The following is a 14,919-nucleotide window of genomic DNA, read 5'->3' on the forward strand; positions in this document are numbered from 1 at the left end:
GGGCGAGCACCGATCAGCGCCCGCGCGGGCAGCCGCTACAGTGCGAGCCAGCATGTCTTCATCCACCGAGCCGCAAGCACAAGCGCTGCGCTTCCCTTCGATCGAAGGTCTGCGCGCCTTCGAGGCCGCAGCCCGTCTGGGCAGCCTGGAGCGCGCTGCCGAGGCCCTGTGCATCACCGCCAGTGCAGTGTCCAAGCGCATCTCCACGCTGGAAGAACTGCTCGGCGCGGCACTGCTCTCGCGCAGCGCCGCCAAGCCCTTGGCGCTGACGGCTGCCGGCAAGGAGTACCTGCCCCAGGTGCGCCAGGTGCTGGACGCGATGGCCGCCATCCCGCTGCACCGCCGCGCATTGCAGCGCGGCGTCGAACGGCTGCGCATCGCCGCACCGCCGACCTTCGCCAGACAAATCCTCGTGCCAGCGCTTCCCGGCTTCACCGCGGCGCATCCCGAGATCGAACTGGAACTGCTGCTGTCCACGCCCTTCCTGGACGAAGCCGCGCCAGAGGCCGAGGTGGAGATAGGCAATCTGCCCAGCAGCGAGCTGGCAAGCTCCGGCGCCGAGGCCCAGGTTTTGATGCTCGACGAGGTGACCCCCATGGCCGCGCCCGCGCTGCTGGACCGGCTGCAGGCCGCCGGCACCCCGCTGCGCGAACCGGCCGACCTGCGCCACGCGCCGCTGCTGCGCACGCCCATCGAGCCCTGGACGCCCTGGCTGCGCGCCGCCCATCTGGACTGGCCCGAGCCCGGTCACGGCACTCGATTCGTGGACCTGGGGCTGACGCTGGAAGCGGCAGCCTGCGGCCAGGGCGTTGCGCTGGGCCGGCCCAGCCTGGCCGCCGCCTGGTTGAACAGCGGCGCGCTGCGGCGGCTGTTCCCGCTGAGCGTGCCGGCGCAGACGGCCTATGTGCTGCGCCTGCATGCAGCACAGAGCGAAGCCGCACGGCGCTTCGGTGCCTGGCTCGCCGCGCGATGCGCCGAGCTGCGCTGAAGCGCAAGGCTGCTGTCGAAAGCGCAGGAGCCATGCAGGCTGCCGACGGAAGGAAGTTCAGGGCAGCGTTGAATCTCTTTCCTGCTGCGCCCCGCCTGCCTGACCTAGCATGCTTCGCGAGCTGAGCGCCGGCTGGGGCGGCCATCCACCGACAATGCGCGCCTGGCCATAGAAACAATCGACCCGACGTCCGGAGACAAGCCATGCCCGTCATCACCTGCATCGAAGACCTGCGCGTCCTCGCTAAGAAGCGCGTGCCGCGCATGTTCTACGACTACGCCGATTCGGGCTCCTGGACCGAGAGCACCTACCGCGCCAACGAGAGCGACTTCCAGAAGATCAAGCTGCGCCAGCGCGTGGCGGTGAACATGGAGAACCGCAGCACCGCCACGCAGATGGTCGGCGTGGACGTGAAGATGCCGGTGGCGATCGCGCCCACCGGACTGACCGGCATGCAGCATGCCGATGGCGAGATCCTGGCGGCCCGCGCGGCCGAGGCCTTCGGCGTGCCCTTCACGCTGTCGACGATGAGCATTTGCTCGATCGAGGACATCGCTGCGCACACCAAGGCGCCGTTCTGGTTCCAGCTCTATGTGATGCGCGACCGTGGCTTCATCGAGCGCCTGATCGACCGCGCCAAGGCCGCCAATTGCGGCGCGCTGGTGCTGACGCTGGACCTGCAGATCCTCGGCCAGCGCCACAAGGATCTGAAGAACGGCCTGTCGGCGCCGCCCAAGCCGACGCTCGCCACGATGCTGAACCTGATGACCAAGCCGCGCTGGTGCCTGGGCATGCTGGGCACCCAGCGCCGCCAGTTCGGCAACATCGTCGGCCATGTCTCGGGCGTGGGCGATATGGGCTCGCTGGCCGAATGGACGGCCAAGCAGTTCGACCCGCAGCTGAACTGGGGCGATGTGGAGTGGATCAAGAAGCGCTGGGGCGGCAAGCTGATCCTCAAAGGCATCCAGGACGTGGAGGACGCGCGCCTGGCGGTGGACTCGGGTGCCGATGCGCTGATCGTCAGCAACCACGGCGGCCGCCAGCTCGATGGCGCCGAAAGCAGCATCCACGCCCTGCCCCGCATCGTCGACGCGGTGGGCTCGCAGATCGAGGTGCACATGGACGGCGGCGTGCGCTCGGGCCAGGACGTGCTGAAGGCCTGGGCCCTGGGCGCCCGGGGCACCTATATCGGCCGCGCCTTCCTCTATGGCCTGGGCGCGATGGGACAGGCCGGCGTGACCAAGGCGCTGGAGATCATCCACAAGGAGCTGGACCTGACGATGGCCTTCAGCGGCCACACGCAGCTGAAGAACGTCACGCGCGAGATCCTGCTGCCAGGCACCTACCCGACCGCCTGAGCGGCTCGAGCGCGGACCGGGCGCGCAGCTCAGTCCGCGCAGACGCGATCGCGCCCGGCCGCTTTTGCCCGGTACAGGCGTTCATCGGCAGCAGCGAGCAGAGCGGCGAGATCGGCAGACTGCGCGTTGCTCACCACACCGGCGCTGAAGCTGACCCGGCGCAGCTCTGGATGGACGCGCTCCCAGGCGAACTCGGCCAGGCGCTGGCGCAGCAGTTCGCAGGTCTGCAGCGCGCGCTCGAGCGGCGTTTCCACCAGCAGCAGCACGAACTCCTCGCCGCCATAGCGCCCGACCAGGTCGGACTGGCGGCAGCCGTCGCGCAGCAGCGCGGCGACGGCACGCAGCACCTGATCGCCGACCTGATGGGTGAAGCGATCGTTGATGGACTTGAAGTGATCCAGGTCCAGCATCACCAGGCTCAGCGGATGGCCGAAGCGGCGTGCGCGCTCGAATTCGCTGGCCAGTTGCAGGTCCAGCCAGCGGCGATTGGCCACACCGGTCAGCCCGTCCTCGCGGCTGAGCTGCTGAAGCATCTCAGTCTGTGCCGCCAGCTGTTCGAGCAGGCGCTGCTTCTCCTGCTCGGCGCGGCGCGCGGCGTCAAGCTCGTTGGCCAGGTGCTGGCTGCGCTGGCGCTCACCCTCGGCCTCGCGCGCCAGGTCGCGGCGCGCGCCGCGCAGCAGGAAGCCACGGAGCTGCCCTTGCACGCGCTCGCCGTGCTGCTGGTGACGCAGGCCGTGAAACTGTCGGACATGCGCCAAGGCCGCCCTGAAGTCCCCCCGCGCCTCCGCCAGCTCGCCGAGCGTCTCGTGCGCTTCGGCACGCAGCGCGATGTCCTTGCCGAGCTCGGCCAGCTGCAGCGCAGCCTCCAGGCGCGGCATGGCCTCCTCATACCGACGTTGACCCAGCAGCATCCGGCCCAGTGCCAGCTGCACCGCGCCCTGGCGCCACAGATCGTCGGTCTGATGCGCCAGCGCGAACGCCTCGTTCAAGGACAGGTCGGCCGCGGCCTCCTCGCCTTGGACCAGCTGGACCTTTGCGAGGCCCAACAAGGCGTCGCAGAGGTCGCGATGGTTGCCCGTCCGCCGCGACAGCGTGACCGCCGTGCACAGATGCTCTGCGGCCAGCATTGGCTCGCCTTGGCGCAGCAGGATCCGGCCGAGCTGGAGGTGGGTGGTCGACTGCCGCGCCAGGTCCAGCCCCGAACTGTCTATCGCCAGGCTCATCTGCAGCGCACGCAAGGCATCCTCATAGGCGCCCAGCTCGCCCATCACCTTGCCCTGGTTGGCCAGCGCATAGGCCTGCCCGAGCACATCGTTCAGCCGCTCGCACAGCTCCAACGAACGCTGCAACAGCTCCAATGCCTCGGGATAACGCCCTTCGGCCTGGTGCTCCATCGCCAGGTTGGTCAGTGCCTTGGACAGCCGGCGTTCATCGCCAGCCTGCTCGGCCAGCGCAGCGCATTCAAGGAAGAGCTCGACAGCCGCATCGCGCCGGCCTTCGGCGGACAGCTGCAGCGCTCGCACGTTCAGCGCGTCGAACTGCGTCGGGCCATCGTCCAGGGCTTGCGCCAAGGTGGCGGCTGACTGCAGCCGGCCATGCACCTCAGCCGCGCTCGCGCCGACGATGAAGCCGCACACCCCCCAATGCAGCAGCGCCGCACCGACACCACGCTGATAGTCGATCTGCAGCGCCAGCGCATGCGCTTGCTGGCTCAGCGCCAGCGCCTGGCGCGCGTCCTGGTGACGCAGCGCGTGGGCGTCCGCCAGCAGCGCATCGACCTGTCCTGGGCTCGGCAGCACCTCGGCGCTCATGAGCAAAGCAGGCGCGCCGCATCGGCGCAGCCGCGCCCCAACCCTCGCCCTGGCTCACGCGGCATGTCAGGCTCCCGTCCTTGAACTGGACGCGAGCATATCGCAGCGCCGCTGGACGCCCGCCCAGGCGCCTGCGCCTGGGCGGACGCTGCTCAGCCCTGGGGCTTCTTGGCGACCAGCGTGAGGATGTCGTAGCTGGCCACCAGTTCGCCACGCTGGTTGGTCACCTGCACGTCCCAGGCCACCACGCCCTGCGGCGGCTGGTCGGGGCGGTTGCCACGGTCGATACGGCGCTTGCAGGTCAGCCGTGCCTGGATGGTGTCGCCGATGGCCACCGGGTTGACGAAGCGCAGCGTGTCCAGGCCGTAATTCGCCAGCACCGGGCCCGGCGCCGGCGAGACGAACAGGCCCGCCGCGGCCGAAAGCACGAAGTAGCCATGCGCGATGCGCTTGCCGAACTGCGTCTCCTTGGCGGCGATCTCGTCGAAGTGCATGTAGAAGTAGTCGCCCGAGATGCCGCCGAAGTTGACGATGTCGGCCTCGCTGACGGTGCGACGGTGCGTCAGCAGCGAGTCGCCGATCTGGATCTCTTCGAAGTACTTGCGGAAGGGGTGGACCACGTCTTCCTTCACCGCAGCGCCGCGCTGGTACTCGCCGGTGATCGCGGTGACCATGGTCGGCGAGCCCTGCACCGCGCAGCGCTGCAGGTAATGCTTGACGGCGCGGATGCCGCCCAGCTCCTCGCCGCCGCCGGCGCGGCCCGGGCCGCCATGCTTGAGCATGGGCAGCGGCGAGCCGTGGCCGGTGCTTTCCTTGGCGGCCTCGCGGTCCAGTACCAGGATACGGCCGTGGAAGGCGGCGGCCTGGTAGACCGCCTCGGCGGCGATGGCCGGGGTCTTGGTGACCACCGAGCCGACCAGGCTTCCGCGGCCCTTGGCGGCCAGCTGCATCGCCTCGTCCAGCGTCTCGTAAGGCATCAGCGTGGACACCGGGCCGAAGGCCTCGATGTTGTGCACCGCCTCGTTGGCAAAGCCGTCGCGGCACAGCAGCAGGCTGGGCGCGAAGAACGCACCGTCCTTGACGCCGTCGCCCACTGGCGCGAAACCATCCTTGGCGCCATAGACCAGCTCGTTGCCCTGGCTCAGCAGCGCCAGGCGCTCGGCCACATCGGCTTGCTGGGCCATCGAAGCCAGTGCGCCCATGCGCACCCCCTCCACCGCCGGGTCGCCGATCTTGATCTTGGCCAGGCGTTCGCGCAGCATCGCCGCCACCGCGTCGATGTGCTGGGCAGGCACGATGGCGCGGCGGATCGCCGTGCACTTCTGGCCGGCCTTGGCGGTCATCTCGCGCTGGATCTCCTTGACGAAGAGCTCGAACTCGGGATCGTCCGGCGTCACGTCGGGGCCGAGGATGGCGCAGTTCAGGCTGTCGGCCTCGGCGTTGAAGGGCACGCTGCGCTGGATCAGGTTGGGCGTGACGCGCAGCTGCGCGGCGGTGTCGGCCGAGCCGGTGAAGGTCACCACATCGGTCTCGAGCAGGCGGTCCAGCAGGTCGCCGCTGGAACCGATGATCAATTGCAGGCTGCCGGCCGGCAGCAGGCCGGATTCATGCATCAGGCGCGCGGCGGCCTCGGCCACATAGCTGGTCGCGGTGGCCGGCTTGACGATGCAGGGCATGCCGGCGAGGAAGCTGGGCGCAAATTTTTCCAGCATGCCCCACATCGGGAAATTGAAGGCGTTGATGTGCACGGCCACGCCGCGCTTAGGGACGAGCACATGCGAGCCGATGAAGTGCCCCTCCTTGCCCAGCTGCTGCGCCGGGCCTTCGTGCACGATGTTGGCTGAGGGCAGCTCGCGCCGGCCCATGCTGGCGTAGGCGAACAGCGTGCCGACACCGCCCTCGATGTCGATCCACGAATCAGGCCGTGTTGCGCCGGTGTGGGCCGAGATCGCATAGAGCTGTTCCTTGCGCTCCATCAGGTAGGCGCCCAGCGCCTTGAGGATGGCGGCGCGCTGCTGGAAGTCCAGCTTCAGCAGCGTGGAGATGCCGATGCGCCGCGCATGCGCCAGGCTCTCGCCGAAGTCGATGCTCTCGGCATGAGTCAGCGCCACCTCGCGGCCGTTCACCGCGCTGTGCAGCGCGCGTGCGGCCGTGTGACCGACCCAACGATCGGCAATCAGACTCTGCAGGACATGGGGAGTGGTGGTGGCGCTCATGCGGAGGACCTCAAATAACTCGAAAAAATGGCCCGCGAACGGGCCGGATCTACTACGGAATTACGCCCAGTTGGGGTGCGAGGGGCGTCACGAGCCGGTCGAGGTCGGGCTCGGGACGCACAGCCGTACTCCCGTACGGCGAGCATCCAGAGCCCGAGATCGGCCGGCGCAGTAGCCCAGCGCGGCCCAACTCAGGGTTGGTACTTCCAGGTGCCGTTCTCAATCTTGACCATCACGCGGGCGCGCTGGTCCAGACCCAGGTGGTCGTTGGGCGACATATTGAACACGCCATGGGCACCGGGCAGTTCCTTCACGCCTTCCAGCGCGTCGCGCAGCGCGGCGCGGAACTCCGGCGTGCCGGGCTTGGCCTTCTTCAGCGCCGCCGGTGCAGCCGCCTGCAGCAGCAGGCCGGCATCCCAGGCATGTCCGCCGAAGGTGCTGACCGAGCCCTTGCCGTGCGCGGCCTCGTACTTGGCGATATAGGCCAGCGCACTCTTCTTGACCGGATGGTCATTGGGCAGCTGCGCGGCCACCAGCACCGGGCCGGACGGCAGGAAGGTGCCTTCGACGTCCTTGCCACCGACGCGCAGGAAGTCGTTGTTGGCCACGCCGTGAGTCTGGTAGAACTTGCCGGTGAAGCCACGCTCCTTCAGCGTCTTCTGCGGCAGCACGGCCGGCGTGCCCGAGCCGCCGATCAGCACCGCATCGGGCTTGGCCGCCATGATCTTGAGGATCTGGCCGGTGACCGAGGTGTCGTTGCGGTTGTAGCGCTCGTTGGCGACGATGGTCACGCCCTTGGTGCTGGCGATCTTCTGGAACTCCTGGTACCAGCCCTCGCCGTAGGCGTCGGCGAAGCCGATGTAGGCCGCGGTCTTCACGCCCTGCGAAGCCATATGGCTGGCGATCGCCAGAGCCATCATGATGTCGTTCTGCGGCGTCTTGAAGACCCACTTCTTCTTGCCCTCGACCGGCTCGACGATGCGCGCCGAGGCGGCCATCGAGATCATCGGCGTCTGGCTCTCGGCCACGGCATCGATCATCGCCAGCGAGTTGGGCGTGGTGGTCGAACCGATGACCACGTCCACCTTGTGCTCGGTGATCAGCTTGCGCGTGTTGGCCACGGCGGTGGTCGTGTCCGAGGCATCGTCCAGCACGATGTAGTTGACCTTCTGATCGCCGATCTTGGTCGGCATCAGCGCGATCGTGTTCTTCTCCGGAATGCCCAGCGAGGCTGCCGGTCCGGTGGCCGAGACCGTGACGCCCACGGTGATGTCGGCCAGCGCATTGCCCATCAGCGCCGCGCCGGCGGCCAGCGCCAGCAGCGACTTGCCGAGCAGCTTGTTCATCTTTGTCATCGCTTGTCTCCTCTTGTTGAAAAACCGTTGGGTTTGGGGGTGGGTGAAGGTGATGGGTAGCCAGGGCTCGGCGGATGCTCCGCCTTCAAGCCTTCGCGAGACTTTCAGCGGCAGCGGCCGACGCCTCCACGGCCCCGAGGCCGCCGAAGAACAGATCCGCGACCATGGGCGCCATCGCCTCATAGGTCAGCTCGCCGTCGGGCTTGAGCCAGGTGAAGGTCCAGTTGATCATGCCGAACAGCAGCATCGTCAGAGGTTTGTGCAGACGCGCGGCCTGGAGCTGAGGGCGCACCGCGGCGATGGCGTCGGCAAAAGCCCCGACCACCTGCCGTTCGATGTCCAGCAGCCTGCCGCGATCTTCGTCGTTCAGGAACTTCACGTCCTCGGTCAATACCCGATGTTCGTTCTGCGCGGCCCCATAGGTCTGCACGAAACGCTCGATCAGCGCGCGCAGGTGCGGCTGCGGCGCCAGCCCCAGCGAACGCACCTCCTCGACTTCGGCAGCCAGCCCGCGCACATGTCCCTCGCAGATCTGCATCAGCAGCTCGTGCTTGTCGCGCACATAGTGGTAGAGCGTCGGCTTGGACACCTCGCAGGCCTCGGCCACCTGATTCATCGACGTGCCCGAGTAGCCCTGCTTGGCGAACAGCCGGGCCGCCTGGGCCAGGATCTGTTCACGGGTGGCATCGAAACCAGGGGCGCGTCCGCGGGCCATCAAACACTCATCTTTCGTCGAAGGAAATCACCACACGAGGCGTCAGGGCGTGCGCCTGGCAGCTCAGGATGAACCCGGCCTCGACCTCGTGCTTCTCGAGGGCGAAATTCTTATCCATCCGGACCTTGCCTTCGACCAGCTTGCAGCGGCAGGTCGAGCAGACGCCGCTCTTGCATGAGTACGGCATTTCCAGGCCGGCGCGCGCCGCGGCGTCGAGCAGGCTGGGATCGCTCTTCGTAAAGGCGAACTCGCGCGACAGGCCGTCGCGGATCAGCACCACGGTGGCGGCCTCGGCGTCCTCGGGGCGCACTTCGTGCGGTGCGGGCTTGCCCTGCTGCATCTCGGCGGTGCCGAAGCGCTCGATGTGGATGGCCTCGGGCTTGACGCCAGCGGCCAGCAGCGCGGCCTCGGCCTCGTCGTTCATCTGGTAGGGGCCGCAGATGAAGGCGTGCGAGATGCTCGCCGGTTCGACCAGCGTGCCAAGGAACTCGGCGATCTTCTCGCGGTTCATGATGCCGGCCATCAGCGGCGAGTCGACGATCTCGTCGCTGAACACATGGTGCAGCGACAGGCGCGTCAGGTACTCGTTCTTCAGGTCCTCGATCTCTTCCTTGAACATGGTCGAGGCCTGGCGGCGGTTGCCGTAGATCAGCGTGAAGCGGCTCTTGGGCTCCTTGGCCAGCACCGTCTTCATGATCGACAGGATGGGCGTGATGCCCGAGCCGCCGGCGATGCCCACATAGTGGCGCTCGGCAGCCGGATCGACCGGCACGAAGAAGCGACCCTGCGGCGGGAAGACCTGGATGGTGTCGCCGGCCTTCAGCTGGCTGTTGACCCAGTTGCTGAACTTGCCGCCGTTGACCTTGCGCACGCCGACACGCAGCTCGCCATCGTCAACGCCGGCGCAGATCGAATAGGAGCGGCGCAGATCCTCGCCGCCGACCTCGGCGCGCAGGGTCAGGTATTGCCCCTGGGTGAAGCGGAAGGTCTCGCGCTGATTGGCAGGCACATCGAAGCTGACGATCACGGCCTCGTCGGTGTCAGGACGGACCTCGCGCACGCGCAGCGGATGGAAGTTCAGGCTCATGGTCTTGCTTGCCTAAATGGGTTTGAAGTGTTCAAAGGGCTCGCGGCAGCTCAGGCAGCGATACAGCGCCTTGCATGCGGTGGAGCCGAAGGCCGAGAGCTTCTCGGTCTGCTCGGAGCCGCAACGCGGGCAGGCGAGCTTGGTCAGCGAGGCGCGGTGCACCAGCCGGATCGGCTGGCCCTGCTCGGGGTTGGCCGGGCCGGGTGGCGCGATGCCGTAGTCCTTGAGCTTGCGGCGACCCTCGTCGCTGATCCAGTCGGTGGTCCAGGCCGGCGCGCGCTGCATGGTGATCTGCACCTCGCCGAAGGCCTTGAGCGCGTCGCGCACGTTGTCCTGGATCAGCTCGGTGGCCGGGCAGCCCGAATAGGTGGGCGTCAGCACCACCTCCAGGCCAGCGGCGGTTTCCTTCAGGTCGCGCACGATGCCCAGCTCGCACAGCGAGATCACCGGCACCTCGGGGTCGGGGATCTGGCGAAGCACTTCCCAGGCCGCCTCCAGGCGACCACAGGTGTTGGCCATCGGCAGCTCGCTCATCGCTCGCTTACCAGACACCGCCGGGATAGGCGCGCTGCAGATACTGCATCTCGCCCAGCATGTGGCCCAGGTGCTCGCTGTGCACGCCGACGCGGCCGGTGGAGACATAGGGGCTGGTCTTGGGCGTGGCGAGGCCCGCCTCGGCGAAGACCGACTCCATCGCCGCGGTCCAGTCGGCCTTGAGCTCGCTCCAAGCCGGACCCAGGCCGGTCTTCACCGCCTGCGCATCGATGGCGTCGTCGACGAAGAGCTCGTTGACGTAGGGCCACATCTGCTCGATGCCGGCCTGCATGCGGCGCTTGGATTCGTCGGTGCCGTCGCCCAGGCGGATCACCCAGTCGGCCGCGTGCTGCTGCTGGTAGCGCGCTTCCTTCACCGCCTTGGCGGCGATGGCGGCGACCTCGGCATCGCTGGAGGCCTGCAGGCGCTGCCACATCAGCATCAGCCAGGTGGCGGCAGCCAGATTACGACCCACGGTGAAGGCGAAATCGCCGGGGCGGCCCGGGCCGTTGGGGCCATTGGGCAGCTCCATCAGCACCGGGTTGTAGTACTGGCGCTCGTCGCGCAGGAAAGCCAGCTGGTCTTCGTCGAAGCCCTGGCCGTCGAGTTCACCGGCGCGGGTCAGCAGGCCGCGGGCCTGGCCGATCAGGTCCAGCGCCATATTCGTCAGCGCCAGGTCTTCCTCGATGATGGGGCCGTGGCCGCACCACTCGCCCAGTCGCTGCGAGAGCACCAGGCAGCCATCGGCGACGCGCAGCAGGTAGCGCACCTCGGGCTTGTCGCCGACCTTGATCGATTGTTGTGCCATGTCGATCTACCTGCCCATTACATGTGGTTGACCGATTCCGGCAGCTCGTAGAAGGTCGGGTGGCGGTACACCTTGTCTTCCATCGGGTCGAAGTACATGCCCTTCTCGCCCGGGTCCGAGGCGACGATGTGGCTGGACTGCACCACCCAGATGCTGGTGCCTTCCTGGCGGCGGGTGTAGACCTCGCGGGCCAGCTGCACGGCCATCTTGGCGTCAGCCGCATGCAGGCTGCCGCAGTGCTTGTGATCCAGGCCCGCCTTGCTGCGCACGAACACTTCCCACAGCGGCCATTCGTTCTTCGTCGTCGTCATCGCGTACTCCTTCGTACAGATTTACCGAACCCGTCACGCTGCCCGAGCGGAGCCCGAGGATCCGGCTTTGCCGGGCCTGCGGGCTCGCCCCCTGGAGGGGGCGCGCGCAGCGCGTAGGGGGTGGGCTAATTCAAGCAGCTTGGGCCTTGGTGGCCTGCTTCTTCGCATAGGCCATCGCGGCCTCGCGCACCCATTCGCCTTCGTCCCAGGCGCGCACGCGCGCGGCCAGACGCTCCTTGTTGCAGGGGCCGTCGCCACCGACGACGCGCCAGAACTCGCTCCAATCGATGGGGCCGAAGTCGTAGTGGCCGCGGGCTTCGTTCCACTTCAGATCGGGGTCGGGCACGGTGATGCCCAGCACCTCGGCTTGCGGCACGGTGGCGTCGACAAACTTCTGGCGCAGGTCGTCGTTGCTGATGCGCTTGATGCCCCAGCGCATCGACTGCTCGGAGTGCTGCGAGTCCTTGTCGTGCGGGCCGAACATCATCAGCGACGGCCACCACCAGCGGTTCACCGCGTCCTGCACCATGGCCTTCTGCTCGGGCGTGCCTTTTTGCATCATCACCAGCAGGCTCTCGTAGCCCTGGCGCTGGTGGAAGCTCTCCTCGCGGCAGATGCGGATCATCGCCCGCGCGTACGGCGCATAGGAGCAGCGGCACAGCGGCACCTGGTTCATGATCGCCGCGCCGTCGACCAGCCAGCCGATCACGCCGATGTCGGCCCAGTTCAGCGTCGGGTAGTTGAAGATCGAGCTGTACTTGGCCTTGCCGGTGTGCAGCGCGTCGAGCAGCTGATCCCGGCTGACACCCAGCGTCTCGGCGGCGGAGTACAGGTAGAGACCGTGGCCGCCCTCGTCCTGGATCTTGGCCAGCAGGATCGCCTTGCGCTTGAGCGTCGGTGCGCGTGTCACCCAGTTGCCCTCGGGCAGCATGCCGACGATCTCGGAATGCGCGTGCTGGCTGATCTGGCGCACCAGGGTCTTGCGATAGTGCTCGGGCATCCAGTCCTTGGGCTCGACGAACTCGCCTTCGCCGACGCGGGCCTCGAAGGCCGCTTCCTTGGCAGCCTCCTCGGCGGTCTTGATCTTGGCGCTCGTTTCCTGAGGGCCGATGCTCATTGCCTGGGTGTACATCTCTTGCTCCTGCTTAGGACTTGGGTCGCTGATCAACGACGCGGCGGGCCTTGCCGACCAGCGTGCGCTCGATCGAATCGGGCGGGCCGATCACCACCTTGGTGGACACGCCGATCAGCGTCTTGATGCGGTGCTGCAGATGGCGCGAGATCTCGCCGACATTGGCGCTGGCCACCGCGCTGGGCTGCAGCTCGCAGCGCACCTCGACGGCGTCGAGATGGCCGTCGCGGCTGACGACGATCTGGTACTGGCCGGACAGCGCCGGTTCCTGCAGCACCAGCTCCTCGATCTGCGTGGGGAACATATTGACGCCGCGGATGATCAGCATGTCGTCGCTGCGGCCGACGATCTTGCCCATGCGGCGCATGCTGCGCGAGGTCGGCGGCAGCAGGCGCGTCAGGTCGCGGGTGCGGTAGCGGATCACCGGCAGCGCTTCCTTGCTCAGCGAGGTGAAGACCAGCTCGCCCTCCTCGCCATCGGGCAGCACCTCGCCGGTCTCGGGGTCGATGATCTCGGGGTAGAAATGGTCTTCCCAGATCGTCGGGCCGTCCTTGGACTCGATGCACTCGTTGGCCACGCCCGGGCCCATCACTTCCGAGAGGCCGTAGATGTCCACCGCATCGATCGCCGCCTTGTGTTCGATCTCACGACGCATCGCCTCGGTCCAGGGCTCGGCGCCGAAGATGCCGACCTTCAGCGAGCTGTCGCGTGCGTCCAGGCCCTGGCGAGCGAACTCCTCGATGATCACCTGCATATAGCTGGGCGTGACCATGATGATGTCGGGCTTGAAGTCCTGGATCAGCTGCACCTGTTTCTCGGTCTGGCCGCCGGACATCGGGATCACGGTGCAGCCCAGGCGCTCGGCGCCATAGTGCGCACCGAGGCCGCCGGTGAAGAGACCGTAGCCGTAGGCGATATGGATGATGTCGCCAGGGCGGCCGCCCGAGGCGCGGATCGAGCGCGCCACCAGGTTCGCCCAGGTGTCGATGTCCTTGGCCGTGTAGCCCACCACCGTCGGCTTGCCGGTCGTGCCCGAGGAGGCATGGATGCGCGAGACCTGCTCGCGCGGCACCGCGAAGAGACCGAAGGGATAGTTGTCGCGCAGGTCCTTCTTGGTCATGAAGGGGAACTTCGCGAGGTCCGACAGCTGCTTCATGTCGCTGGGATGCACGCCCTTGGCGTCGAACGCGGCCTTGTAGTGCGGCACGTTGTCGTAGGCGTGCTGCAGCGTCCACTTCAAGCGCTGCAACTGCAGCGCCTGCAACTCGTCGCGGCTGGCCTTCTCGATCGGCTCCAGGTCGCCGGGCGCGGGTGTCTTGACGGTCATTCCTTAAGTCTCCTGATTGGCCAGTTCCGGCACGACGTAGCGGCCCTTGAGCCGGTAGGACTTGCCGCGGAACACGGCGACCAGCTCATTGCGCTGGTTCTTGATCGTGATGTCGTAGACGCCGGTACGGCCGGCAAGCGAGACCTCGCGGCCCTCGGCGGTGAGCACGTCGCCCAGCCGGGCGGGTGCCACGATGTCGATGCCGAAGCCCTGGGCCACGGTCATGTGGTTGTGCGAATTGCAGGCGAAGGCGAAGGTCGAATCGGCCAGCGTGGTGATGAAGCCGCCATGGCAGATGTCGAAGCCGTTGAGCATGTCCTCGCGCACCGTCATGCGGATGGTCGCGCTGCCGGGGCCGATGGCGGTGATCTCCATGCCCAGACCCTTGGAGGCGCGGTCATTGGCGAACATGCCGTCGCGTACGGCCTCGGCGATTTGCTGGGGAGTCATCTCAGCGGTCCTTGAACTGCGGCGTGCGCTTCTCGAAGAAGGCCTGCGCGCCTTCGCGGTAGTCGTCGGCATAGCCCAGCTGGCTCTGCACGCGGGACTCGAGCTTGAGCGCCTCGTCGAAGCGCAGGTCCATCGCCTCGTCGATCAGGCGGCGCGTCTCGGCCAGCGCCCGGGTCGGCAGCGCCGCCAGCTTGACCGCGGTGGCATGCGCAGTGGCCATCAGCTCGGCGTCGGGCACACAGCGCGCGATCAGGCCCAGCTGCGCGGCCTCCGCCGCCGGCAGCTTTTCTCCCAGCATCGCCAACTGCAACGCCTTGGCGCGCCCGACCAGGCGCGACAGCAGCCAGGTGCCGCCGCAGTCCGGAATCAGGCCGATCTTCGAGAAGGCCTGGATGAAGCTGGCCGACTCGGCCGCGATCACGATGTCGCAGGCCAGCGCCACGCTGGCACCGGCGCCCGCGGCCACGCCGTTGACCGCGCAGACCACCGGCACCGGCATGGCACGCAGCTGCAGCGCCATCGGGATGTAGTACTGGTCCAGCAGGTGGCCGATGTCCTTGGGCTGGGCGTTCTCGCCGAACTCCGGGCTGATCATCGGGTCGCTGAGGTCCTGGCCGGCGCAGAAGCCGCGGCCGCTGCCGGTGATCAGCACCGCACGCACGCTCTGGTCGCGCGCCGCCTCGGCCAGTGCCTCACGCAGCTGGGCCAGCAGTGCCGTGGTGAAGGCATTCAGCGCGGCCGGCCGGTTCAGCGTGAGGAAGCGCACCGCGCCTTCCTGCGAGACGAGCAAAGGCGCTTCGTTGGGTTGCGACATGGGCGACTGTCTC

The 14,919-nt window shown here is 67.6% G+C and carries 14 protein-coding genes; 2 read left to right on the forward strand and 12 right to left on the reverse strand.

Translation table 11 applies throughout. The features are described 5' to 3' along the window. The first annotated feature begins 52 nt into the window (after positions 1 to 52). Both AC2EBS_RS06075 and AC2EBS_RS06080 read left to right on the forward strand, forming a co-directional pair. Entirely contained in the window at positions 53 to 988 is a 936-nt protein-coding gene (locus tag AC2EBS_RS06075) for a LysR substrate-binding domain-containing protein (RefSeq protein ID WP_484727460.1), read from the forward strand. Between the two features lie 203 nt (positions 989 to 1,191). Further along, positions 1,192 to 2,346, forward strand: a complete 1,155-nt coding sequence (locus tag AC2EBS_RS06080) for an alpha-hydroxy acid oxidase (protein ID WP_484727461.1) — start codon at positions 1,192 to 1,194, stop codon at positions 2,344 to 2,346. Between the two features lie 29 nt (positions 2,347 to 2,375). Here AC2EBS_RS06080 and AC2EBS_RS06085 read toward each other — a convergent pair whose 3' ends face one another. From AC2EBS_RS06085 to AC2EBS_RS06140, 12 genes are all read right to left on the reverse strand, one after another. Further along, on the reverse strand, positions 2,376 to 4,157 hold the full coding sequence (locus AC2EBS_RS06085; protein WP_484727462.1) for a GGDEF domain-containing protein: 1,782 nt from the start codon (positions 4,155 to 4,157) through the stop codon (positions 2,376 to 2,378). 152 nt (positions 4,158 to 4,309) lie between these two features. Beyond that, on the reverse strand, positions 4,310 to 6,373 hold the full coding sequence (gene paaZ, locus AC2EBS_RS06090) for a phenylacetic acid degradation bifunctional protein PaaZ (protein ID WP_484727463.1): 2,064 nt from the start codon (positions 6,371 to 6,373) through the stop codon (positions 4,310 to 4,312). A gap of 191 nt (positions 6,374 to 6,564) precedes the next feature. Beyond that, positions 6,565 to 7,728 (reverse strand): ABC transporter substrate-binding protein, encoded by a 1,164-nt coding sequence (locus AC2EBS_RS06095; protein WP_484727464.1) that lies wholly within the window; start codon positions 7,726 to 7,728, stop codon positions 6,565 to 6,567. A gap of 85 nt (positions 7,729 to 7,813) precedes the next feature. Beyond that, positions 7,814 to 8,443: a TetR/AcrR family transcriptional regulator gene (locus AC2EBS_RS06100; RefSeq protein ID WP_484727465.1), complete on the reverse strand. Its 630-nt coding sequence runs from the start codon at positions 8,441 to 8,443 to the stop codon at positions 7,814 to 7,816. Between the two features lie 7 nt (positions 8,444 to 8,450). Next, entirely contained in the window at positions 8,451 to 9,530 is a 1,080-nt protein-coding gene (gene paaE / locus AC2EBS_RS06105; RefSeq protein ID WP_484727466.1) for a 1,2-phenylacetyl-CoA epoxidase subunit PaaE, read from the reverse strand. A gap of 12 nt (positions 9,531 to 9,542) precedes the next feature. Then, the gene (paaD, locus tag AC2EBS_RS06110; RefSeq protein WP_484727467.1) at positions 9,543 to 10,064 is read right to left on the reverse strand and encodes a 1,2-phenylacetyl-CoA epoxidase subunit PaaD; all 522 of its coding nucleotides are present in this window, start codon (positions 10,062 to 10,064) and stop codon (positions 9,543 to 9,545) included. 7 nt (positions 10,065 to 10,071) lie between these two features. Further along, positions 10,072 to 10,872: a 1,2-phenylacetyl-CoA epoxidase subunit PaaC gene (gene paaC / locus AC2EBS_RS06115; RefSeq protein WP_484727468.1), complete on the reverse strand. Its 801-nt coding sequence runs from the start codon at positions 10,870 to 10,872 to the stop codon at positions 10,072 to 10,074. A 17-nt stretch (positions 10,873 to 10,889) separates the two neighbouring features. Further along, positions 10,890 to 11,183 carry a 1,2-phenylacetyl-CoA epoxidase subunit PaaB gene (paaB, locus tag AC2EBS_RS06120; protein WP_484727469.1) on the reverse strand — a complete coding sequence of 98 codons (294 nt, stop codon included), beginning with the start codon at positions 11,181 to 11,183 and terminating at the stop codon, positions 10,890 to 10,892. Between the two features lie 130 nt (positions 11,184 to 11,313). Next, the gene (gene paaA / locus AC2EBS_RS06125; protein WP_484727470.1) at positions 11,314 to 12,315 is read right to left on the reverse strand and encodes a 1,2-phenylacetyl-CoA epoxidase subunit PaaA; all 1,002 of its coding nucleotides are present in this window, start codon (positions 12,313 to 12,315) and stop codon (positions 11,314 to 11,316) included. Positions 12,316 to 12,328: 13 nt separating this feature from the next. Further along, positions 12,329 to 13,642 (reverse strand): phenylacetate--CoA ligase PaaK, encoded by a 1,314-nt coding sequence (paaK, locus tag AC2EBS_RS06130; RefSeq protein ID WP_484727471.1) that lies wholly within the window; start codon positions 13,640 to 13,642, stop codon positions 12,329 to 12,331. Between the two features lie 3 nt (positions 13,643 to 13,645). Continuing rightward, on the reverse strand, positions 13,646 to 14,092 hold the full coding sequence (gene paaI, locus AC2EBS_RS06135; RefSeq protein WP_484727472.1) for a hydroxyphenylacetyl-CoA thioesterase PaaI: 447 nt from the start codon (positions 14,090 to 14,092) through the stop codon (positions 13,646 to 13,648). A gap of 1 nt (position 14,093) precedes the next feature. Continuing rightward, entirely contained in the window at positions 14,094 to 14,906 is an 813-nt protein-coding gene (locus AC2EBS_RS06140) for an enoyl-CoA hydratase-related protein (RefSeq protein WP_484727473.1), read from the reverse strand. Positions 14,907 to 14,919 lie beyond the last annotated feature (13 nt).

It is taken from the genome of Roseateles sp. T103, assembly GCF_057219915.1.